The organism is Saccharomonospora piscinae, assembly GCF_005862235.1.
Taxonomy (GTDB): domain Bacteria; phylum Actinomycetota; class Actinomycetes; order Mycobacteriales; family Pseudonocardiaceae; genus Saccharomonospora; species Saccharomonospora piscinae.
Genome location: NZ_VCEK01000002.1, coordinates 801,631 through 821,793, shown reverse-complemented (window position 1 = coordinate 821,793; position 20,163 = coordinate 801,631). Strand labels below are relative to the sequence as shown.

Annotated in this window: 23 protein-coding genes; 8 read left to right on the top strand and 15 right to left on the bottom strand. The window is 71.3% G+C overall.

Translation table 11 applies throughout. The features are described from left to right. Positions 1-9: 9 nt before the first annotated feature. From FFT09_RS09610 to FFT09_RS09560, 12 genes are read right to left on the bottom strand one after another with little or no spacing between them, the layout of a single operon-like run. Entirely contained in the window at positions 10-1,023 is a 1,014-nt protein-coding gene (locus tag FFT09_RS09610; RefSeq protein WP_167305354.1) for an ABC transporter substrate-binding protein, read from the bottom strand. Beyond that, positions 1,020-2,018, bottom strand: coding sequence for an NADP-dependent oxidoreductase (locus tag FFT09_RS09605; RefSeq protein WP_138382440.1), 999 nt, complete (start codon positions 2,016-2,018; stop codon positions 1,020-1,022). Before FFT09_RS09605 ends, FFT09_RS09610 begins: the two co-directional genes overlap by 4 nt. Continuing rightward, entirely contained in the window at positions 2,018-2,461 is a 444-nt protein-coding gene (locus FFT09_RS09600) for an SRPBCC family protein (RefSeq protein WP_081193110.1), read from the bottom strand. The genes FFT09_RS09605 and FFT09_RS09600 overlap by 1 nt, the downstream gene beginning before the upstream one ends. A gap of 33 nt (positions 2,462-2,494) precedes the next feature. Continuing rightward, complete coding sequence (locus tag FFT09_RS09595) at positions 2,495-3,034, bottom strand: YbaK/EbsC family protein (protein WP_138382439.1); 540 nt, start codon at positions 3,032-3,034, stop codon at positions 2,495-2,497. 22 nt (positions 3,035-3,056) lie between these two features. Beyond that, entirely contained in the window at positions 3,057-3,353 is a 297-nt protein-coding gene (locus FFT09_RS09590) for a DUF2516 family protein (RefSeq protein ID WP_024876489.1), read from the bottom strand. 52 nt (positions 3,354-3,405) lie between these two features. Continuing rightward, entirely contained in the window at positions 3,406-4,149 is a 744-nt protein-coding gene (locus tag FFT09_RS09585; RefSeq protein WP_081193106.1) for a hypothetical protein, read from the bottom strand. 6 nt (positions 4,150-4,155) lie between these two features. Next, on the bottom strand, positions 4,156-4,572 hold the full coding sequence (locus FFT09_RS09580) for a helix-turn-helix domain-containing protein (protein ID WP_024876491.1): 417 nt from the start codon (positions 4,570-4,572) through the stop codon (positions 4,156-4,158). Between the two features lie 60 nt (positions 4,573-4,632). After that, positions 4,633-5,271 carry an AAA family ATPase gene (locus FFT09_RS09575; protein WP_024876492.1) on the bottom strand — a complete coding sequence of 213 codons (639 nt, stop codon included), beginning with the start codon at positions 5,269-5,271 and terminating at the stop codon, positions 4,633-4,635. Positions 5,272-5,279: 8 nt separating this feature from the next. Continuing rightward, positions 5,280-5,690: a TFIIB-type zinc ribbon-containing protein gene (locus tag FFT09_RS09570; RefSeq protein WP_024876493.1), complete on the bottom strand. Its 411-nt coding sequence runs from the start codon at positions 5,688-5,690 to the stop codon at positions 5,280-5,282. 49 nt (positions 5,691-5,739) lie between these two features. Beyond that, on the bottom strand, positions 5,740-7,674 hold the full coding sequence (locus FFT09_RS09565; RefSeq protein ID WP_138382438.1) for an FtsX-like permease family protein: 1,935 nt from the start codon (positions 7,672-7,674) through the stop codon (positions 5,740-5,742). After that, on the bottom strand, positions 7,662-7,784 hold the full coding sequence (locus tag FFT09_RS23425) for a hypothetical protein (RefSeq protein ID WP_279631016.1): 123 nt from the start codon (positions 7,782-7,784) through the stop codon (positions 7,662-7,664). Before FFT09_RS23425 ends, FFT09_RS09565 begins: the two co-directional genes overlap by 13 nt. 45 nt (positions 7,785-7,829) lie before the next feature. Continuing rightward, positions 7,830-8,225 (bottom strand): VOC family protein, encoded by a 396-nt coding sequence (locus tag FFT09_RS09560; RefSeq protein WP_081193101.1) that lies wholly within the window; start codon positions 8,223-8,225, stop codon positions 7,830-7,832. A gap of 244 nt (positions 8,226-8,469) precedes the next feature. Here FFT09_RS09560 and FFT09_RS09555 point away from each other — a divergent pair, with 244 nt between their 5' ends. Beyond that, positions 8,470-10,443, top strand: coding sequence for a hypothetical protein (locus FFT09_RS09555; protein ID WP_138382437.1), 1,974 nt, complete (start codon positions 8,470-8,472; stop codon positions 10,441-10,443). 27 nt (positions 10,444-10,470) lie between these two features. Continuing rightward, positions 10,471-12,003, top strand: a complete 1,533-nt coding sequence (locus tag FFT09_RS09550; RefSeq protein WP_138382436.1) for an ABC transporter substrate-binding protein — start codon at positions 10,471-10,473, stop codon at positions 12,001-12,003. A 176-nt stretch (positions 12,004-12,179) separates the two neighbouring features. Here FFT09_RS09550 and FFT09_RS09545 read toward each other — a convergent pair whose 3' ends face one another. Further along, a complete protein-coding gene (locus tag FFT09_RS09545) occupies positions 12,180-13,475 on the bottom strand; it encodes a DUF445 domain-containing protein (protein ID WP_081193095.1) in 1,296 nt (431 codons plus the stop codon). A gap of 29 nt (positions 13,476-13,504) precedes the next feature. On the opposite strand from FFT09_RS09545, the gene FFT09_RS09540 reads away from it, so the two are divergent. The 5 genes from FFT09_RS09540 (at position 13,505) to FFT09_RS09520 (ending at position 18,755) form a co-directional block, all read left to right on the top strand. Then, positions 13,505-14,707 carry a pyridoxal phosphate-dependent aminotransferase gene (locus FFT09_RS09540; RefSeq protein WP_138382435.1) on the top strand — a complete coding sequence of 401 codons (1,203 nt, stop codon included), beginning with the start codon at positions 13,505-13,507 and terminating at the stop codon, positions 14,705-14,707. 117 nt (positions 14,708-14,824) lie between these two features. After that, on the top strand, positions 14,825-16,075 hold the full coding sequence (locus FFT09_RS09535) for a hypothetical protein (RefSeq protein ID WP_138382434.1): 1,251 nt from the start codon (positions 14,825-14,827) through the stop codon (positions 16,073-16,075). A gap of 505 nt (positions 16,076-16,580) precedes the next feature. Then, the gene (yczE, locus tag FFT09_RS09530; RefSeq protein WP_081193532.1) at positions 16,581-17,216 is read left to right on the top strand and encodes a membrane protein YczE; all 636 of its coding nucleotides are present in this window, start codon (positions 16,581-16,583) and stop codon (positions 17,214-17,216) included. 2 nt (positions 17,217-17,218) lie between these two features. Further along, positions 17,219-17,992, top strand: a complete 774-nt coding sequence (locus FFT09_RS09525) for a hypothetical protein (protein ID WP_138382433.1) — start codon at positions 17,219-17,221, stop codon at positions 17,990-17,992. Between the two features lie 52 nt (positions 17,993-18,044). Then, positions 18,045-18,755, top strand: a complete 711-nt coding sequence (locus FFT09_RS09520; protein WP_081193530.1) for a DUF998 domain-containing protein — start codon at positions 18,045-18,047, stop codon at positions 18,753-18,755. Positions 18,756-18,923: 168 nt separating this feature from the next. On the opposite strand, the gene FFT09_RS09515 is transcribed toward FFT09_RS09520, so the two are convergent. Further along, complete coding sequence (locus FFT09_RS09515; RefSeq protein WP_024876504.1) at positions 18,924-19,397, bottom strand: hypothetical protein; 474 nt, start codon at positions 19,395-19,397, stop codon at positions 18,924-18,926. 173 nt (positions 19,398-19,570) lie between these two features. Between FFT09_RS09515 and FFT09_RS09510 the strand changes: the two genes are divergently transcribed. Beyond that, a complete protein-coding gene (locus tag FFT09_RS09510) occupies positions 19,571-19,777 on the top strand; it encodes a hypothetical protein (RefSeq protein WP_024876505.1) in 207 nt (68 codons plus the stop codon). Between the two features lie 35 nt (positions 19,778-19,812). Here the strand turns inward: FFT09_RS09510 and FFT09_RS09505 are convergent, their stop codons facing one another. Continuing rightward, positions 19,813-20,013, bottom strand: coding sequence for a hypothetical protein (locus FFT09_RS09505; RefSeq protein WP_138382432.1), 201 nt, complete (start codon positions 20,011-20,013; stop codon positions 19,813-19,815). Positions 20,014-20,163: the final 150 nt, after the last annotated feature.

The window sequence follows — 20,163 nt, the reverse complement described above, 5'->3', positions numbered from 1 at the left end:
ACGGACCCGTCAGTTCGCCGCAAGTCTCGGCACCAGCCGCTCGATGGCGTGGGGAATCGACAGCACGGTGGGCGTCGAGAACGCGGCGCCGAAGTCCGGGTCGTCGGCGGGCGCGAACACCGCGCGCCCTTCGCGATGAACCGCCAGCCGCCGGTACCGGGGGTCCGCCTCGATCCGGGCACGGTCCCTCGCACCCGAGGTGAGCCACACGAGGCGGTCCTGGTCGAGCAGTCTCAGCTCGTCCCCGCTCAGCTCGACGGCGGTGGCGCCACGCTCGGCGAGGTCGTCGACGCGGGGATCGAGCCGGAAACCCAGTTCGGCGAGGAAGGCCGCCCTCGGATCGTCGCTGGTGAACGCCGCGAACCGCCCCGGCGCGATCCGGCGGGCCACGACGACGGTCCGGCTCCCGAACTCGGGGTGCGCCAGCCGCACGCGGGCGAACTCGCTCTCCGTCTCGCGCAGCAGAAACCGCGTGAGACGCGGGAAACCGAGCGCTTTTCCGACGGGCTTGACCAGCTCCGGCCAGGCAGCCGCACCGACGGGCCGGCCCGTGGGCGGGGCGATGACGTCGGCGATACGCGAAAGCCGCTCGTAGCGCTGGCGGGTCAGGCCGGAGCGCTGCGCGATGATCAAGTCGGGACGCAATGCTGCGATCCGCTCGATGTCGCCACCGTGGCCGTCGCCGACGACGGCGGGCTCCCGGTCGGCCCACCGCGAGTCGGTCCAGGGCGGCATCCCCCCGGTACCGGTGTCGTCGACGACGCCGACCGGCCTGGCCCCCAGCGCGAGCACGGCGTCACGACCGGGCGAGCCGAGCGCGACGACCCGCTCCGGCTGCTCGGTCAGTTCGGTCGTGCCGTAGCGGTGGTCGATCGTGACGGGGAAGGTGCCGGGTTCGGCCGACGGCACCAGCGCGGTGCCGCCGACCTCGTCGACCGGCGGTGCGCAACCGGCCACGATCGCCGAGAGCGCCAGTGCCGACAGCCACACCCCCCACCAGGGGCGGTGGGGCGCGTATCTCACAACCGGACGAGCATCTTGCCGGTGTTGCCGCCGGCGAGCAGGTCGAGAAATGCCTGCGGTGCCTGCCTGATGCCGTCCACCACGGTCTCGGAGTAGACGAGCCTGCCGTCGCGCACCAGCGGCGCCACCTCGTCGAGGAACGCCGGGCGCAGGTGCTCGTGGTCGGCGACGAGGAATCCGCGCATCGTGAACCGTTTGGCGATGATCTGCGCGAGATTACGGGGAGCTGGTGTCGGCTCGGTGCCGTTGTACTGCGAGATCATGCCGCACACCGCGATCCGGCCGTGCAGGTTCAACGCCGCGATCGCGGCTTCGAGATGCTCGCCGCCGACGTTGTCGAAGTACACGTCCACACCGTCGGGCGCGGCCTCGCGCAGCTGGTCGCGCACGGGTTCGTCCTTGTAGTTGAACGCGGCGTCGAAGCCGAGGTCGTCGCGCAGCCAGCGCACCTTCTCGGCGGACCCGGCACTGCCGATGACCCGCTTGGCGCCGCGCAGCTTCGCGAGCTGCCCGACGAGCGAGCCGACGGCCCCCGCCGCGCCCGAGACGAACACCGTGTCGCCTTCCCTCATCCCGGCGACGTCGAACAGCCCGGCGTAGGCGGTGAGCCCCGGCATCCCGAGGACACTGAGGTGGGCCTGCACCGGCGCCGCCTCGGGATCGAGCTTCACCGCGTGCGCCGGGTTCAGCACCGCGTGGGTGCGCCAGCCGAGCCCGTGCAGCAGCACGTCACCGACCTCGACGCCGTCGGCGTGTGACTCGATCACCTCGCCGATCGCGCCACCGTCCATCACCGCACCGACCTCGAACGGAGCCACGTAGGACTTGGCGGTGCTCATCCGGCCCCGCATGTACGGGTCGACCGACAGCCACGTGTTGCGCACCAGCACCCTTCCCGGTCCCGGGCTGGGCACCTCGACGTCCACGATGTCGAAGTTGTCCGCACTGGGCGCGCCCTCGGGACGCGACGCCAGCCGTACCTCGGTCGCCGTCATCACTGACCTCGTACTTCCTCGGCGAGCTTGGCCAGCACGCCGTCGTAGATGCGTTGCAACCCACGCGGGGCGAAGGTGCGCTCGAAGAATCCGCCGATACCGCCCGCGCCGTCCCAGCTCGTCACGACCCGGACCACGCTGCCCTCTCCCCGCGGCGACACCGTCCAGGTGGTGACCATGCTGGAGTTGGCGTCGGTCTCGGTGAGGACGCCGTGCTCGGGCTCACCGACCGTCGCCCGGACGTCGCGCACGCGCTTCGACGTCGCCTGGAGCTTCCAGCGCGCCACCGTGCCCGCGCCCGTGCCGCCCTCCACGACGGCGTAGTCGCGGTAGTGCTCGGTGAGGATGCGCGGTCGCACGTCGCGGTAGTCCGCGAGCCGCTCACGCACCGTGTCCGCCGGCGCGTCGATGGTCCGCTCGGCCGTGGCCGTGACCTTACCCATGTGCGGAGTCCCTCCCTGTGTCGTCGACCGTTCTCACCGGGCGAGCCCGTCGATCACCTCGGCGCCGGGCAGCGCCGCCAGCGTCGCGCCGGTCACCAGGAGCTTGCTACCCCGGATGCCGCTGCCCACAACCAGTTCGGCGGCCTCGGCCACCGCCCGGTCGACGAACACGGGCCAGTCGCCGGGCAGCCCGAGCGGCGTGATGCCGCCGTACGCCATGCCCGTGAGCCGCACCGCCTCGTCCATCGGGGCGAACGACGCCTTGCGCACGTCGAGTTCGCGGCGGAGCACGTTGTTCACGTCCGCGCGGGTGGTGGCGAGCACCAGTGCGGCGGCGTGGCGCACCGACCCGCCGCGCTTGCCCGCCACGACGACACAGTTGGCCGAGGCCGACAGCGGCGACGAGTACGCCTCGCAGAACTCCGCGGTGTCGGCCAGCTCGGGATCGATCTCCACGACGCCGACGGGGCCGTCCAGCGAGGCCAGTGCCTCGACCACCGGCGGGGCCAGCAACTCGGGATGCTCGGCGGCCGGAACGGGAGTCAGGGTTCCGGCGATCGTCCAGTCAGTCACGCCTCGACCGTATCCCCGCCGTTCACCAGCTCGATCCGCCGCGCTGGACTTCGATCAGCTTCGGCCGGACGTCCACGACGTAGACCAGGGTGGCCACGAGCGCGGCGAGCCAGAAGATCATGCCGGCACCGTAGAACTGGAACAGCAGCATGGCCGCCGTCGAACCACCGGTGATGGCCAGCCACGCGGGCTTGGTCAGCCGGTCGGCGGCGGTGTAGGCGTCCGAGCGTTGTGTGACGGCGTGCGCGAACGCGACCAGCCCGACGAGCACTCCGGCCCAGTCGATGACCATGACGATGTAGTAGGCGAAAGGCGGCACGCAGCCCAGCCTACGTCAGGACGCCCACCGGGCCGAGTGATCGACGGCCGCGTCACCGCGCGTCGGCGGAGGGGTTCGAGCTTCCGTTCGACGTGCTTCGCTGGGCGGTGCGAGCCTGCGTTCCCGCCTCGGGCTTCATGGCCTTCTTGCGCGCCGACTCGGTCTTCTTCGCGGGTTTGGCAGCCTTCGGCTTGGACTCGGCGGGCTTCGCGGTCTTGGGTGCGGGCTTGGCTCCGGCTGCTTCGGCCGGTTCGGCCTTCGGCGTCTGGGACTTCGCCTCGGTGGCGGACTTGGCCTTCGCCTCGGTCTTCGGCGTCTCGACCTTCTGTTCGACCTCGTGCGCCCGCCGCGTCAGCAGTGCCACTACCTCGTCCACGCGCTCCCTGGTGTCGGTGGCGAGGCCGTCGACCCGCTCCTGCGCGGTGTTCAGCGCCTCCTCGAACTGCTCGATGCTTCGCTTGACCTGGGGCTCCACCGAGTGCTCCCAGGTCTGCTCCCCCGACTCGGCGAGCCGGCGGTACAGCTTGAGCGCGGCGTCGGTGTACTCGTCCAGCAGTGTGCGCAGTTCGGCCGGGTCGAGCCGCTCGCGCAGGCCCTCCAGCTCCGACGGCAGGTCCTCGATGTTCTTCTTCGCCGTCTCACTGCTGGAGCTGACCCGTGTCCGCGCCTTCGACACGGCGTCGGACACGGCCTGGCCTGCCATGCTGCCCGCGCCGAGCGCGGCCAGCAACGACGTCCTGACCTGCTCCATCGCCGTGTTCATCACCTTGCGGACGTCGTCTGTGGTGGTCGCCATCGTGCCTCACTCCTCGTGGTCGGGACTCCGGTTCTCCCGGCGGAACGACTCGTACACGTCGAGCAGCACCTGTTTCTGCCGCTCGGTCAGCGAGGTGTCGGCACGGACGGCATCGACGACGGGACCACCGACGGGGTGGTCGAGAATCCCCGCCTGCACGTACAACGCCTCGGCGGAGATTCGCAGCCCCTTGGCGATCTGTTGCAGGATCTCGGCGCTCGGCCTGCGCAATCCGCGCTCGATCTGGCTGAGGTACGGATTGGACACTCCGGCGAGCTTCGACAGCTGCCGCAGCGAGATCTCGGCGTTGTTCCGCTGCTGGCGGATGTAGGAGCCGATGTCCTTTCCGAGGTCCTTGCCGAGGTCGGCGACCCGGTCGATCGGGCCCCCGGTGTTGTCGTGGGATTCCGACGTCGACGTCATGACGCCCCGACACCTCCTTCACCGTCGACGGTACGCGCGAGCGCTAACTCCTGCAAGCGCTCAGTTCGCACCCGTTCGGGTGAGCACCCGGCGCACCCAGCGCTCGGCGTGGTCGGCCGCGTGCTCCCGGGACGCCGTGGTCGTGTCGAACAGCTCGACGGGCGGCGACAGCGTCCCGGCCTCCCGGCGCAACCAGGCGTTGAACTCCAGCATCTCCGCGATCCGCGCCTCGTCCCAGCCCCGCCACGCGGGCCGCACCCGCAGCCGCGCCGCCAGCGCGTCCGGCTCCGCCACCAGCGCGAGGTAGTGGACGGCCGAGAAGAACACGCGCTCCGGCAGGTCTTCGAACTCGGGCGGCACGACCGTCCCGCAGAGCACGACGGGACGCCCGCTCTGGTGGATCATCGCGGCCATCCGCAGCCACGTGGAACGGAACGCGGGGTGGCCGTCGACGTCGTCGCGCAGCCCCGCCGTCCACAGCACGTCCTGTTCGAGCACCACAGCCTCGCCCGCGAGCCTGCGGGCGAGTTCGGGGCCCACCGTGGACTTGCCGGCGCCGCTGGGCCCCGTCAGGGCCAGCAGCGGCAACCGGCGGAAGGGCGCGCGGTGCTCACACACCGCGCACACCAGCAGTCCCGCCTCGACGACCGGACGGCGCGCCCGATCACCGCAACCGGGGCAGATCTTGAGATCCAGCACCGTGCGCGTCAGTCGAACAGGCCCTCGAGGAAACTGCGCTTGCGCTTGCGACCGTGCCCGTACGGCCCCGGCGAATCGCGGTACCCACCGTGGTATGGCCTCGGCGAGTCGTCGTAGCGACCGCTGTGCTGGGCGCCGTAACCACCGTGACCGCCCCGGTACGGCTTCGGGGAGTCGTCGTAACCGCGGCCGTAGTGCTGGGTGGGCGGCGGACCGGGTGCCGCGGGCGGGGGCGGCGGGTGCGAGCCGGGGCTGTAGGGCGGCGGGGGCGCGGACGCGTAGAAGGAGTTCTCCGCGTTCACGATCTGTTCGAGCTCGCCGCGATCCAGGAAGATGCCCCGGCACCCACCACACTGTTCGAGGTGGACGCCGTTCTTGTCCACGGTCGTCATCACGTTCTGGCACTTGGGACAGATCACGATCACAGCCTACGCAGATTCGCTTCCTCCGTGTGACACCCCGCTCGACTCAACCGCCTCGCGGCAAGCCGTCGCGGACGGCGGCGCGCAACGTCACCAGTGACGCACCCGTGACGGCCAGCACCAGCAGCACGGATGCGGCCGAGTATCCCCCCACCACGAGCCAGGAGGGCTGGACGGACACTCCCAGCAGCCTGCCGACCAGTGCGGCCGTGCCGAGCCCCACCGCCGAGGCGACGACCACGCCGAGACACACCGGCACCCCGTTCTGCCAGAGCAGCGAGCGGGCGAGCACTCCCTCCGGTACTCCGGTGGCCCGCAGTGCCGCGAAGGCGGCCCGCCGCTGCATCACCTGAGCACTGGTCAGGACCAGCAGGTTGGCTCCCGCGAGCAGCAGCGTGAAGGTCGAGGCGGTGCCGAGGAGCGCGGCGAGCGTGCCCGCCGTGTTCGCCGCCCCGTCCCGATCGGCATCGCGGTAGACGCTCACCCGCCAGCCGAGCGGTGCGAGGCCGTTGCGCAGGTGCTCCGCCGCCTCGGGCACGGCCGGGTCGAGCCTGAACTCCCACGGCCCCGTCGGCGTCACCCCGGGCGCCCCGGCGACCAGCTCCCGCACCTGCTGCTCGGACTCCGTCGACGTCACGTACGCGAGATCCGATCCCCGCTCGTCGCGGTCGGCGAGGCCGCCGAAGAGTGCCTGCAACGCCACCGCGCCCGCGAGCACCACGGTGACGCCCGCCGCCACCCGCGCGGGCGTGCCGATGTCGAGCTGGAGCCTGCGGATGCCGAGCTGCCAGGACGGCCGCCCGCCGCGCAGTCGCCGCACACCGCGTTCCACGAGCCACGGCACCAGCACCGGGACTCCCACGAGCAGCACCATCGACCCGGCACCCGCGAACACCGCGCTCGCTCCACTCCGCTCGTCGACGCCGAACCACACATCGGGGAAGAACAGGGCCACGCCCACCACCACGAGCGCCACCCGCCAGCCGCCGCGCCGGTGCTGGGTCGTCGCGGACTCCCGCACCACGCCGAGCGGCTCGACGATGACGTGGCGCAGCCCGGCGAGCGCGCTACCGACCGTGACAACGGGAGCCAGGGCCGACACGAGCACAGTCACGGGCCAGGGCGGCACCATCGCCTCGGGAAACAGGCTCAGCCCGCCGAGGTCGGCCGCGGCCACCAGCGGGCGACCCGCCAGGAACAGTCCTCCCGCCAGCACCAGCCCGATCAGGGCCCCGACGAGCGACTCCGCCGCCGCGATCCGCCGGATCTGGCCCACATCGGCGCCCACGAGCCGCAGCGCGGACAACCGCCGCTCGGCATCCGCCACGGCGAGCCTGCCGCTGGAGGCCAGGAACACCAGCAGCGGGCTCACCAGCACCGCACCCGCGATCGCCAGCACGAAGGTCAAGAACGGCCCCAGGCTCAGCGCCCCGGACGGCACGCCGAACCCGCCGACCGATTCCACACTGCCCGCCTCGCGCAGGTCGGGACCCGCGCCCACGTAGTAGCGGAGTTCGCCGGGCTCGGCCACCCCCTCGTCGCCGATCGTGCCCGCGATGTGCGTCTCGGCGAACCGCGGCCGCAGCAGTGCGCCCCCGTCCGAGTCCAGCAAGGCGGACAGCGCGGGCGAGACCACGACCTCGCCCGGCGCGGGCAGTGTGTCCAGCCCCGGGGGAACGGGCGCGTCCCCGTGCTCCGGGTGCAGGTAGACCGCCGTGAGCTCGCTGCCCCGGTAGCTCGACGGCACCTCCAGGTACGCCAGCGACGGCTCCCCCGCCGAGGCGGTCACCGCCGTCCGCCCTGCGACGCGGTCGAGGCGTTCCTGCAGCCCGTTGCCCGACGCGAACACCAGAAGCAGCCCGGCCACGGCCAGTCCGATGCCGAGCGCCGTCAACGCCGTGCGCACCAGCCCCGTTCCCCGGCTGCGACCCGCCCGGAACGCGAGTCGCGCCCCGAGTACGAGCTCCCTCAGCGCGTGCATGCGGGCACCCCGCTGTCGTAGGTGTGCCCGTCGTGGGCGCGCAGGAGGCCGGGTTCCTGGCGGGCCGCCGTGTCAGGCGGGCGGCCCGGCAATGCTCGTCCGATCGACATGCGCCCGGACTATACACCCGACGTATACACTCGGGGTACTCTGCCTCACGCGGGATGGTCACACAGGCAGAACGGGTGGCCGGCCGGGTCGGCGTACACGGTGAAGCTCGCCCCTGGCGAGTCCCGCAGCAGGGTCGCACCGAGTTCGAGCGCCCGCCGCCCCTGTGAATCCCGGTCGGTCACGAGGAAGTCCAGGTGCGACATCTGCGCCCGCTCGGGCGACGGCCAGGTCGGCGCCAGGAAGTCCGGGTCACGCTGGAACGCCAGCGCGATCGGAGCCCCCGTGGCGCCACTCCGGGCGGGGTCGCGCAGTGTCACCCAGTTGCCGTCGTCCTCGGGCTCGTCCGCGACCCAGCCCAGCAGTGCGCCGTAGAACCGCGCCAGCCGCTCGGGGTCGGGACAGTCCAGCACCACGCAGTCCAACCTGATCGACGTACTCATCGAACCTCCAAAGTCGGCGAATGCCCTGTGGATAACTCGGTGGATAACTCTCGGGGCTGTGGATAACTTCACCCTCCGGAGTGAAAGCGCCGTGTGTGCCGGAGCGCGAGACAGCCGTGCCACTCCCGCGAACAGCGACCGATCTTGACCGGGTGGTTACCGGTCATCGTCGGCAAAACGCCCCGGCAGGGTGAAACAGCAGAGTAGAGTGCTGAGCCTGTTTTGCCGGGAGGTGTGTACCACCGTGGCGACGATCGATCACCGGGTCTACGGGCTGAAGGGCGTCATAGATCTGGTCAAGGTCCTGATGACGCGAGAGGAGCGCAACGGCGCACTGCGGAGCAGACACGTGCCGGTGCTGGTGGTGGAGGGATTTCGCGGGTCGGGCAAGAGCGCGCTCGTGACCGCGCTCGCGGACCTGCTCGACCAGTCCATCCCGCACGCCAGGCTGGACCTCGACACCAACCGGCACGCCACCGTGCCGCAACTGCTCTCCGCCATCGCGTTCGACCTGAGCCGCAAACGGCCCCGGTACGACTCCCTCGGCTTTCCCCGGTTCATCGTGGGACAGCTCGCGATGTCGCTCGAACTGGACCTGCGTGACCACGAGAAGGCCCGGCACCAGGTCGTCGACGCGCTCAAGCGGCACCGCGGCTTCGACACCGTGCGCGGCGTGCTCGCCGAAACGGCGGGCGAGGTGCTGGCGACCGTCGGCCCCTCGGGAGTGCCCGTGCCACCGACCCGGTTGCTGGACTCCGTGATCGAATGGCTGGCGGACCGGTCCGTGAGCAGGCGGCTCGTGCTGGGCGCGTTCCAGGACTGGTACGGCCACCGCGACCTGGGACTGCTCCACGATCCCATCGACGTGCTGGTCGATCTTAACCGCTGGGCCAGCGACTACGGCGACGACGACACCCGGCAGCGGATCGACGACCTGCTCTGGTCCGCCTTCCTCGCGGACCTGCGCGCCGAGTTCGGCAAGGGCAGGCAGGCCGACGAACGGTCGGTGAACTGCGTCGTGCTGCTCGACAACGTCGACACCGAACTCGGCCGCCGCTTCCTGCACCAGCTCGTGCGCGCGCGGCGGCAACGGGTCGCGGGCGATGAGGAGGACGCCGACCCGCTCACCGTGGTGGCCACCAGCAGGGGAGCGCTGCTGTCGGACGTCGCCGACGGCGTGGAGACCGTGGCCCGCGAAGAGCTGCCCCGGTTCGGCGCGGGCGGCTCGATCGCCGAGTCACCGCAGCGCTGGTGGCTGCGCTACCGGCTGCCCGACCTCACCGAGGACGAGGTGGCCCGCACCGTCACCGACATGGCGATGGACTGGGGAGACAACCAGTGCCTGAGCCGGGTGGTTCACCAGCTCACCGGCGGGCACTCCGCCGCGACCCGGCTGCTGGTCGACGCGGCGGCCACGGCGGCGCCGAGCCGGTGGTTCGCCCCGGAGTCGATGCTCGAGAGGGACGAACCCGGCCACTTCGCGGAATCGGTGCCGACGGTCGAGCAACGGCTGCTGGAACGGCTGCTCGGCGAGGTCTCCGACGTGGCGCTGCGGGACCTGGTGACCTGCTCGGCGGCGCGGCAGCGGCAACACGCCCTCGCGCTGGCCGGCCAGCAGGACCTGCTCGTCAGCGGGCTCACCGGCTACGAGGAGGTGCTCGACCCGATCCTGTGGCCCGCCGAGGAGTCCGCGGGCCGTACCCTGCTGCACCGGCTGCTCCGCCGTCGCCTCGCCGCGCGCGGCGGAGAGTCCGACCTGCCGAGCTGGTCGGGTGTCCACGCCAGGCTGCGAGTGCTGTGCCGGGCCGAGGGCGACGAGACCGGCGACCTCTACTACGCACTCGCCGACGACGAACTCGGCTACGTGACGCGCCAGCTCTACGACCGGCTGCTCGAACTCCACAGCGAGGTGTGGTTCGAGCTGCTCGAAGCCGTCACTCTCGCCCCGTCCCAGCACCGGCACACCGAGGCCCCGATCGACGAGGTCCGCGCCGGACTCGACGAGGCGGAACCGGACGAACCGCTGGTGTGCGTGGCCAGGCTGGTGGCGGCGCTGCGGATCGCGGCCGACCCGTTCACCGACAGCCGCCGACGCGATCTGCACCTCCAGATCGCCGACGACTTCTCCGCCGTGTCGCGGCTGTGTCCCGGCGGCCCGCACACCGTGTTCCTCGAGGCGACGCGGCGGCACCGCAGGGAGGCCGAGTGGTGGGACTGACGGGCTCAACGGCGAGGGGAGGCCAGGATGAGTGAGTCGTTCGACGAGATCGTGCCGCCGCTGACCGGCACGGCACGCAAGCGGCGGCGGCGCAGGCGCACCGCGCTGGTGGCGGTGGTCGTGCTGGTGCTGGCCGGTGCGGTGTGGGGCGGCACGACGATCATGCGCTCGTGCGGCACCCCGTGGTCCGGGGTGTCGGTCGTGGACGACGACTGCATCGGTGTCACCGACGGCTCGTACGAGTTCCACCCGGAACTGGCCCACGTGCAGGAGAAGATCGCGGCCGAGAACGCCAGGGTGCGGGAGGCCACCTCCGACTACGTCACTCTCGTGCTGGTGGACCCGCTGACCGCCACCGCGCGCGGCGGTCTGCCTGCCGAGCAGGTCCGCAACCGGCTCGAAGGCGCGTACACGGCGCTGCGCAGGGTGAACACCACGGCGGTCGCGGGCGACGCCAGTCCGCAGATCCAGCTGCTGCTCGCCAACCAGGGCACCTCCGAGCAACAGTGGCGGGAGGTCACCGAAGAGATCATCGACCTGAGCACGCGGGACAACCCGGTGGTCGGCGTCATCGGGCTGGGCATCAGCGCGAAGCACACGCAGCAGCAGGCCGCGATGCTCTCGCGGCACGGGATCCCGATGGTCGGCGCCTATCTCACCGCCGACGGATTCGACTACGAACGCATCCCCGGTCTCGTGAAGACCTCACCGAGCAACCGCCACTACGTCGAGGCACTCCGGCAGTACCTCACCGCCGAGACCGACATCGACTCGGCCATCCTCGTGCGCGACTCCAACTCCGACGCCGGGCTCGACCTCTACACCCAGACGCTGGAGCGGCAGTTCCAGCGTCAGATGGCCGACATGCTGCACTTTCCCACCCAGCAGTTCGCGGGCTCGTCGCTGGCACGCACGGCCGAACCGAACCTGTTCGCCGGTGTCCGCGCCAGTATCTGCGCGGCGGCGGCCGAGGGACTGCGTGCGGTGCTGTACGCGGGCCGGGAGGTCGATCTCGCGGCGTTCCTCGACTCGCTGGAGCAGCGCACCTGCTACCGCCTGCCGCTCACCATCCTCACGGCCGGACTGGAACTCGGCGACGTGCTCCGCGGCTCGGAGGACGAGCTGGCGGACGCCAACCTGACCATCATCTCGGCCGCCACGGTGGACGCCGAAGGATGGCGGGCGAACCAGGACGACCCCGACACACCCGAGTACTACGGCGACTTCCGTACGGCCTTCGAGAAGCACTTCCACGGCGACCATCTCGACGACGGCGGGGCGATCATGATGCACGACGCCCTGCTCACGGCGGCGAGTGCCATCCGGCTGGCGGCTCCCGAGGGCGCGGCGTCGGCCCCAACGGCACGCGATGTCCGGGCGCAGCTGCTCAACCTGAACGTGCTGCACGAGGTGCAGGGTGGGAGCGGGACGCTGACGTTCAGCAAGCAGGAGCGGGGAACCGGCGTGCCCGTCGGCAAGCCGGTTCCCGTGCTCCGCTACCCGCACCCGGACGAGAGCGCGACCCGCCAGGTGGGCTCGCTCTACCTCGTCACGAACTAAGAGCCCCTAACACATTGGTCTGTTCGGCTCGCGACGCCCAGCCGGCGCCTCGCCGCGTTGGAGTAGCGCCCACGTACTTCCAGTACGCGGACGCTCCTCCGCCTTGCGACGCGTCCGCCTGGCCGCCGCTCCCTAATCGAACGCCAATGTGTCAGGGGCTCTACGGGACGAACGAGCTAGAACAGCAGCTGCGCCACCGTGTAGATGACCACGCCTGCGAGCGCGCCGACCACCGTGCCGTTGATACGGATGAACTGGAGGTCCCGACCCACCTGCAACTCGATCTTGCGGGAGGTCTGCTCGGCGTCCCAGCGCTCCACGGTGTCGGTGATGATCGTGGTGACCTCGCCGGAGTAGTGGTTCGCCACGTACGCCGCCACGCCCTCGACCCAGCCGTCGACCTTCCGCGACAGCGCCGGGTCGTCCTGCAGCCGGTGCCCGAGCGTGGCGAGCCCGGTCGCGACCCGCCGCCGCAGCTCGCTTGACGGGTCCTCGGCGGCGGTGAGCAGCATGTCCTTGGCCGTCGACCAAGCCGAGTCGATCACCTTCCGGACCTCGGGGTGCTCGGCCAACTGCTGCTTGACCGCCTCGGCGCGCGCCATCGTCTCCGGGTCGGACTGCAGGTCCCGGGCGAACTCCACGAGGAACCGGTCGACGGCGAGCCGCATCGGGTGGTTGACGTCGGTCTTGACCGCCCACGCGAACGACAGGACCTCCCCGTACACGCGGTCGGCGAGCATCGAGTCGACGAACCGGGGCGACCACGACGGCGCCCGGTCGGACACGACCCGCAGCACCGTCTCGTGGTTCTCCCGCACCCACTCGTAGGCGCGGTCCACCACGAGGTCGACCAGGCGGTGATGGGCGCCGTCCGTGAGGATCTGCTGGAGCAGCTTGCCCAGCGGCGGTCCCCACTGCCGGTCGACGATGCGCCGGACGACCACCTGTTCCATCACGGCCTGCACGTCCTCGTCACGCAACACCGTGACGGCGCCGCGCACGACGGTGGCCATCTCGGCCGTGACCCGCTCGGCGTTGTCGGGGCGGGCCAGCCACTCCCCCGCCCGCCGCGACGTCTCCACGCGCCGCAGCTTGGCCCGGACGACGGGCTCGGACAGGAAGTTCGTGCCCACGAAGTCGCCGAGGCTGTCGCCGAGCACGTCCTTCTTCCTCGGGATGATCGCGGTGTGCGGGATCTTCAACCCGAGCGGGTGGCGGAACAGCGCGGTGACCGCGAACCAGTCGGCGAGCGCGCCGATCATCCCGGCCTCCGCCGCCGCGCGGACGTAGCCGACCCAGGCGGGCCAGCCCCGCGCCTGCGCCCAGCTGGTCAACAGAAAGATCACCGTCGCGCCGACGAGGAAGGACAGCGCGACCAGCTTCATCCGCCGCAGGCCGCGTCGCTTGGCTTCCTCGCGCTCACTCGCCCCCGGCCGCCCCACCGGCAGTTCGGCCGGCGTCGTTTGCTCCATACCGTGATTGTCCGTGAGGATGAATCCTCGTGCGCGAACCTGTACTCGTCGAACGCCTCCGACCGTTCACTTCCACGATCTTCGCCGAGATGACCGCCCTGGCGAGCCGCACGTCGGCCGTCAACCTCGGGCAGGGTTTCCCGGACACCGACGGCCCGGCCGGGATGCTCGAATCGGCGCGAGACGCCCTGTTCGGGGGCGCCAACCAGTATCCGCCGGGGCCGGGCAGGCCCGAACTCCGGGAGGCCATCGCGGCACACCGCGCGCGGTACGGCACCGAGTACGACCCCGACCGCGAGATCCTCGTCACGGCCGGTGCCACCGAGGCCATCGCGGCGAGCCTGCTCGCCCTCGCGGGCCCCGGTGACGAGGTGATCGTCGTCGAGCCCTACTACGACTCGTACGCCGCGGCGGTCGCGATGGCGGGGGCGAGGCGCCGCGTGGTGTCGCTCGTGCCGGACGGTGACCGGTTCGCCCTCGACCTCGACGCCGTGCGCCACGCCATCACGCCGAACACGAAAGCGATTCTGCTCAACTCACCTCACAATCCCACCGGAACCGTCTTCACCGATTCCGAACTGGCTACGCTCGCGGAGTTGTGCGTCGAACACGAACTGATCGCGATCACCGACGAGGTGTACGAGCATCTGGTTTTCGACGACACGCGGCATCGGCCGCTGGCCACATTCCCCGGCATGGCCCCCCGCACGGTCTCGATCTCCAGCGCGGGCAAGACGTTCAACTGCACCGGCTGGAAGATCGGCTGGGTCTGCGCCACCCCGGAACTCACGGCCGCCGTCCGCGCGGCGAAACAGTTCCTCACGTTCGTGTCAGGGGGGCCGCTCCAGCCCGCGGTCGCGCACGCGCTCCGGCACGAGCTCCCCTGGGTCGACTCGCTGCGCACGTCGCTGCAGGCCAAGCGCGACCGGCTGTGCGCGGGCCTGGCGGAGGCGGGCTTCGGTATCCGCCGCAGCGAGGGGACCTATTTCGTCTGCGCGGACATCCGCCCGCTCGGATTCACCGATGCGGAGGAACTCGCATGGCGACTTCCGGAGTCGGTCGGTGTCGCCGCAGTCCCCGTCAGCGTGTTCACCGACCACCCGAACGAGTGGAAGCATCTGCTGCGGTTTGCTTTCTGTAAACGTCACGAGGTGCTCGACGAAGCGATTGAGCGGTTGCGTACCTTGGGTTCGGTTCCGCCGTCCGGGGTGGATCGCACACCGACGGGGTGAAACACTCGCGCGGGGTGCTAGAAATAGCAGTCCCGGGGTAAGCCGGGGGTCGTTCGCGATCACGAACGAACGCGGGCCGCGAACGCGACGCACGGAGCACGACAGGTGGTGATGGCGGTGAGGGCTGTGTGGGCGGTGCGCCGCCGCGCTCCCCTGCCACTGTCTCTCCGCCGGTTCCTGGCCGTGGTCGCGCTCGCCGTGGGCGGCTGGCTCGTCTCCGCCGTCCTCGCCGGAACCGCCACCGCCCAGGAACCGACCACCGCCCCGGCAGACGAGGCGGCCCCCTGCCCGTCGGTCGCCACGACCCCACCTGAGGACACCCGCTCAGAGCCCGCGTCACCCGGCCCACTCGACTGCGCCGACGACCCCGATACCGACGAGCCGGTCGAGCCGACGGCCCCGGAGAGCAACGGCGACGACGCCGACGACACGACACCTGCGGAGCCGGGCACACCGACCGCGCCCGCCGGCGACGCCGACGAGCCGCACGGCAGCAACGGCAGCGACGGCAGTGACAGCACCGACAGCACCGACAGCACCGACTCGCCGGACTCGCAGAAGCCGGAGCAGCCGGAGTCCGAGGACGGCTCGGAGCCCGCCTCGGTGCCACTGCCCTGCGGTGAGAGCGCGCTGCTGCCCGCCGACGGCCCCCGGGTCGCGCCGAGTGAGGACGACGAGCACCCCACACTGCTCGGCGCGACCACCGGGACGCTGCTGGGCACCACCTCGAAGCTGACCGCCACCGCGACGGAACTCACCGGGATGCTCGGCGAGGCACTGCCGGCGGTCACCGACACCGTCGGCGGCGCTGTGGAGGAGGTCGTGGACGTCCCGGCCGAGCTGCCCGGTTCCGGGCTCACCGACACGCTGCCCGGCATCGAACTCCCCCGGTTGCCGATCGGGTCCGGCGACCCGGCCCCCGGCCCACCGGGTGCGACGGCCCCCACCGAACCCGCCGAGCCGCGCGCGGAGCCTTCGGTGCCCGCGGCGCCCTTGACGGACGCCGAGCAGCCGACGGTGACGTCGCCGTCGGGCCCCGACCGGACCGGTGAGCGGGACACGACCACTTCACCGTGGATCTCGCCCGTACCGACCGACGACGCCCACGACACCCGGCACTCCGAGGCCGAGGGGCCCGAGCGCCCACTCGGGCCCCTGGTGCCCTCACCGCCCGCGCCCGCGTCCGTCGCGGGTCCCTCGACCACCGTGGCGCACCATCAGGACGGCACCCACGCCGCTCGCGGCGAGGTCGGCGTCCTGGGTGACCTCCCGACGGTCACCCAGTTGCGCCTGCTCGGCGTCAGCCGCGACCAGGACGTCGTCGGCGCGGGCAGGGCGGCTGCCCTGCCGACGACCTCGCCCGACTGACCCGTACTCGGTTGGTCGGCGGCTCGCGGAACCTCCCGCGCTGTCACCGATGACGGTCCTGTCCCTCGACTGTCGTTTACCGAGAGGTTGTCCCGTGTATTCCCCCCTTCCCGCTCGGCCGACCGCGCCTGGCCGAGTCGGGTCATGGTCTCGGCTCCGCGTTGCCCCCGCGGCTCCGAGGCCCGCGGGTGCGTGTCGGCGGTGTCCACCCACCGCGCCGGGTGGACACCCCGTCCCGACACGCACCTGAGCCGAGGGGCTTTCCGGCATGGCGAGGGGCAATGCCGGAGGGCCCACGGCGCCCGTGCCCTCCCCCGGGCACGGCGACAAGCCGGTGCGCCGGATGCCACACCGTCCTTTTCCCTGGAGTGACGGCCTGACCTCGCATCCGGCGCACCGGCTTTTCCCTGCGGTGTGTCGCACGACACGGCGGCCACGGCCATTGCCGGTCCGATTGGCTCTGTCACCGGGCACGGTCGCTGGCCATAGTGAGCGGGTGGCTTCGGTGCAGACCTCCGTCGAGCTCAGTCCCGTCCCCGTCACCACGGCCCCGGCTTTCCGGCTGACCCAGCTGCTGCTCGGACTCGCGTGCTACGGCACGAGCATGGCGATGATGACCCGTTCCGGGCTGGGCCTGAATCCCTGGGACGTCCTGCACGAGGGTGTCGCCGGGCGGACCTCGCTGACGTTCGGCATGGTCACCGCGCTGACGGGCGTGGTGGTGCTCGTCCTGTGGATCCCGCTGCGACAGCGCGTCGGCATCGGCACCGTCGCCAACGTCGCCGTGATCGCGGTAGTGGTCGATCTGGTGCGGCTGGTGCTGCCCGACACACACCACCTCGCCTGGCAGTCCGCCCTGTTACTGGGCGGGATCGTGCTGAACGGCCTCGCGACGGCGGTCTACGTCGGCGCGCGTCTCGGGCCGGGCCCTCGGGACGGGCTCATGACCGGGTTGGCGGCCAGCACGGGCCGGTCGGTGCGGCTGGTCCGCACGGCCATCGAGGTCACCGTGCTCGCGATCGGCTGGCTACTGGGCGGCACGGTCGGTGTGGGGACCGTGCTGTACGCGCTGGCGATCGGCCCGCTCACCCAGCTCTTCCTTCCCCACGTCGCCTGGGCGCCCAAGCGAAGGCACGGGTGAGAATGCCTCGCATCGACATCGCCGAGCGCGCGGGCGTCGGTGTCGACGGCCGCCCCCGCCCGACCGAGGACCGGGTCGTGGTCACCGCCGACACCGCCGTGGTGCTCGACGGCGCGACGGAACTGCGGGACGGGCTACCCAGCGGCGGCTGGTACTCGCACCGGCTGGCCCGAAGGCTCGACGCACTGCTGCGGGCCGAACCCGAGCGGGACCTCACCGACACACTGGCCGCGGCGATCGCCTCGACGGCGGCCGAGTACGGGCTCACCCCGCGCCACTCACCGTCGAGCACGGTGGCGATGCTGCGGTGGAGCGCACGCCACGTCGACGCTCTCGTACTGGCCGACAGTCCCGTGGTGGCGTTCACGGCGACCGGACCCGAGGTGCTGGTGGACGACCGGCTCGACCGGCTCCGCGTGGCCGGTGCGCTGCGCGACCGGGCCGCCGTGGACCGGCTGCGCAACAGCGACGGCGGGTTCTGGGTGGCCGAAGCCGTGCCGGACGCGGCTCGCCACGCACTGCGCCGCCGCTGGCCCCGTGCCGAGGTCGGGGCCGCGGTGCTGGCCAGCGACGGCGTGTCGATCGGCGTCGACACCTACCGCCTGCTCGACTGGGACGCCGTGCTGCGCCTCGCCCGCCAGCGCGGCGCCGACGCCGTGCTCGACGTGGTGCGCGAGGCCGAGGCCGCCGACGCCGACGCGCGGCGCTGGCCGCGCTCGAAACAGCACGACGACCAGGCCCTCGTCCTGATCGATTTCGAGGCTGACGAGCCATAATCCGGGCAAAACCCTGAGGACACCGGGTGCCCGGGCCGGAACAATGGGTGGCATGGGGCAACTGGGGACCAAAGCGGCGACCACCGAGGTCGCTTCCGCCCGGGTTCACACCTGGACGCTCGCGGCCACCGCCGCACTGGGGTGGGCACTGTTCACGTTGACGATCCTGCACGCCATCAGCTCGTTCGACCCGATCGCCGATCCGATCAGCCGTTACGCGTTCACCGACACCGGACAGGGCATGCTGGAGGCCAGCCTGCTGTCGTTCGCCGTGGGGCTCGTCGCGGTCCGGGGTGCGCTGCTCGCCGCCGGGCTGGCCGTGAGCCGCACCGCCACCATCCTCATCGTCGTGGCGACGACCGGGCTGGTGGCGGCCGCGCTGTTCCCGGCGACCTTCACGGAGGACATCGACCCGGTCAGCGGGCTGATTCACCAGTACGCGAGCCTGCTGACCTTCCTGTCCCTGCCCGGCATCGCGGTGTGCCTGCTCGACTCCACCAGGGGCGTCGAGGAGTTGCGGCGGACCCGTCGGATGCTCGCCCGCCTGGTGTGGGCCGCGCTCGGCGGCCTCGTGTTGTTCGGCCTCAGCTACCTCGCCGACAACCTCGCGCTCGGGTTCGCGCCGTTGACCGCGGCGCTGTCGCTGCTGGACGCGGTCCCGGTCGGACTGCTCCAGCGGGTCGTCTTCGTGCTCGACTTCCTGTTGCTCGCGGGCCTGCTCGTGCTGGCCCACCGCGCGGCGCGGTCCACCGCCCGCGCGTGACCCGATCGGGGGAGCCATGTCACCCGTTCGCCGGTATCCGGATAGCGATGCGGTGCTCACCGTGTGCAACATGGTCCTGTGAGCCTGACCGACCTCGTGACCCGTGCCCGCTCGGCTGCCCTGGGGGGACCGCGGCGGCAGCCGAGTAGCCGGGGACGCCTGCCGCGATCAGTTCATCTGGTCCTCGATCGACGGGCTCAGGCGCGGGTCACGTCCGTGCTGACCGGGAACGGGAGCCACCACCGGACCACGTTGCAGTTGGATGTTCGTGCTGGCGGTGGAGCGGGTGCTCGGCCGCGTGTACCGCTCGTCGGTGGCGCGAGCGTCGTGCATCTGGGACATCACCGCCATCGTCACGGCGTGGACGAGGGCGAGCAGCAACAGCAGGATGCCGAGGTTGCCGACCACCGCGCGGATCGTGTTGCCGCCGAAGTCGAAGTTCAGCACCGACAGCAGTGCCAGGAAGCCGAACATGACGAGGTGGAACAGCACGGTGACGAGTTTGGCCATTGAACCGACCGAGTCACCCTCCGAGTCCACACCGGACAGATAGCGTTTCCCGCTGTGGTAGAGGAGTTGACCATCTGCCACGATCATGATCAGGCCCAGGGCGATGAACGCGAGATATGCGTCGATACCCACGTCAGCCTCCTTTCCGTGACCAGGGCGGTCACGTCACGGCTCGTACCCAGTCACCTGCTGCGGGAAACCGGACGTGTAGCGCCGCCACCCAGCGGGTACGTCATCCTGGCGGGTCGCCGATCCGCCGGAAGAAGACACAGCCCACCCCCACGACCAGCCGACGAGGAGCTGCCGTGAACGCACACAGCCCGACCGCTCCGAGCCAGAACCCGAGACCGGTACTGCCCTACACCGAGGAGCCCGACCCCGAGCAACGGCGCAGAGCGGTGCGCGCGGTCGCATCGGCCGCCGTGGACGCCGAGGACTGCGCCGAATTGCTGGAGGCGCTGGGACTGTCGCCGGAGGAGGGCAGGCAGGTCCCCTCCCAGCGCACGCGGTGAGGCGGCGCGGCACCGGCCGCGCTCGCCGCATCACGTCATGACGCGTGGGCGAGCCTTTCGGCCGTGACCTCGCACGCGCACCCGCCCTCGATGCTGTCGCAGTCCACCACGAGCGCGTGGCGCGCGAGGACGGCGTCGGCACAGTCCGGCTTCGTGCATTCCGCACCGCCGTCGACGTGCAGCAACACCGTGCCGTGGCAGTGGTCGAGACCCGTACGGCAACTCACACACGTCATGGCCTCTTGGTACCACTCCGGCCCGGCGCCGCCGGAGCCGACACGCCCGCGACGAGAGGCGGCCAACACCTCGTCGCATCCTTGACCCCGCCCGTGGGCGCGGTACCGTTTTCCTGAGAGCGGCATTGGCGTTCCGGGAAGCGGAAAGCG

Coding starts and splice junctions, on each gene's coding strand:
- FFT09_RS09605 (WP_138382440.1), bottom strand. CDS start 2,018: ATGACGGCGACCGAGGTACGGCTGGCGTCGCGTCCCGAGGGCGCGCCC.
- FFT09_RS09525 (WP_138382433.1), top strand. CDS start 17,219: ATGCCTCGCATCGACATCGCCGAGCGCGCGGGCGTCGGTGTCGACGGC.
- FFT09_RS09505 (WP_138382432.1), bottom strand. CDS start 20,013: ATGACGTGTGTGAGTTGCCGTACGGGTCTCGACCACTGCCACGGCACG.
- FFT09_RS23425 (WP_279631016.1), bottom strand. CDS start 7,784: ATGTCGATCGGACGAGCATTGCCGGGCCGCCCGCCTGACACGGCGGCC.
- FFT09_RS09580 (WP_024876491.1), bottom strand. CDS start 4,572: ATGACGTCGACGTCGGAATCCCACGACAACACCGGGGGCCCGATCGAC.
- FFT09_RS09600 (WP_081193110.1), bottom strand. CDS start 2,461: ATGGGTAAGGTCACGGCCACGGCCGAGCGGACCATCGACGCGCCGGCG.
- FFT09_RS09560 (WP_081193101.1), bottom strand. CDS start 8,225: ATGAGTACGTCGATCAGGTTGGACTGCGTGGTGCTGGACTGTCCCGAC.
- FFT09_RS09545 (WP_081193095.1), bottom strand. CDS start 13,475: ATGGAGCAAACGACGCCGGCCGAACTGCCGGTGGGGCGGCCGGGGGCG.
- FFT09_RS09565 (WP_138382438.1), bottom strand. CDS start 7,674: ATGCACGCGCTGAGGGAGCTCGTACTCGGGGCGCGACTCGCGTTCCGG.
- FFT09_RS09550 (WP_138382436.1), top strand. CDS start 10,471: ATGAGTGAGTCGTTCGACGAGATCGTGCCGCCGCTGACCGGCACGGCA.
- FFT09_RS09585 (WP_081193106.1), bottom strand. CDS start 4,149: ATGGCGACCACCACAGACGACGTCCGCAAGGTGATGAACACGGCGATG.
- FFT09_RS09520 (WP_081193530.1), top strand. CDS start 18,045: ATGGGGCAACTGGGGACCAAAGCGGCGACCACCGAGGTCGCTTCCGCC.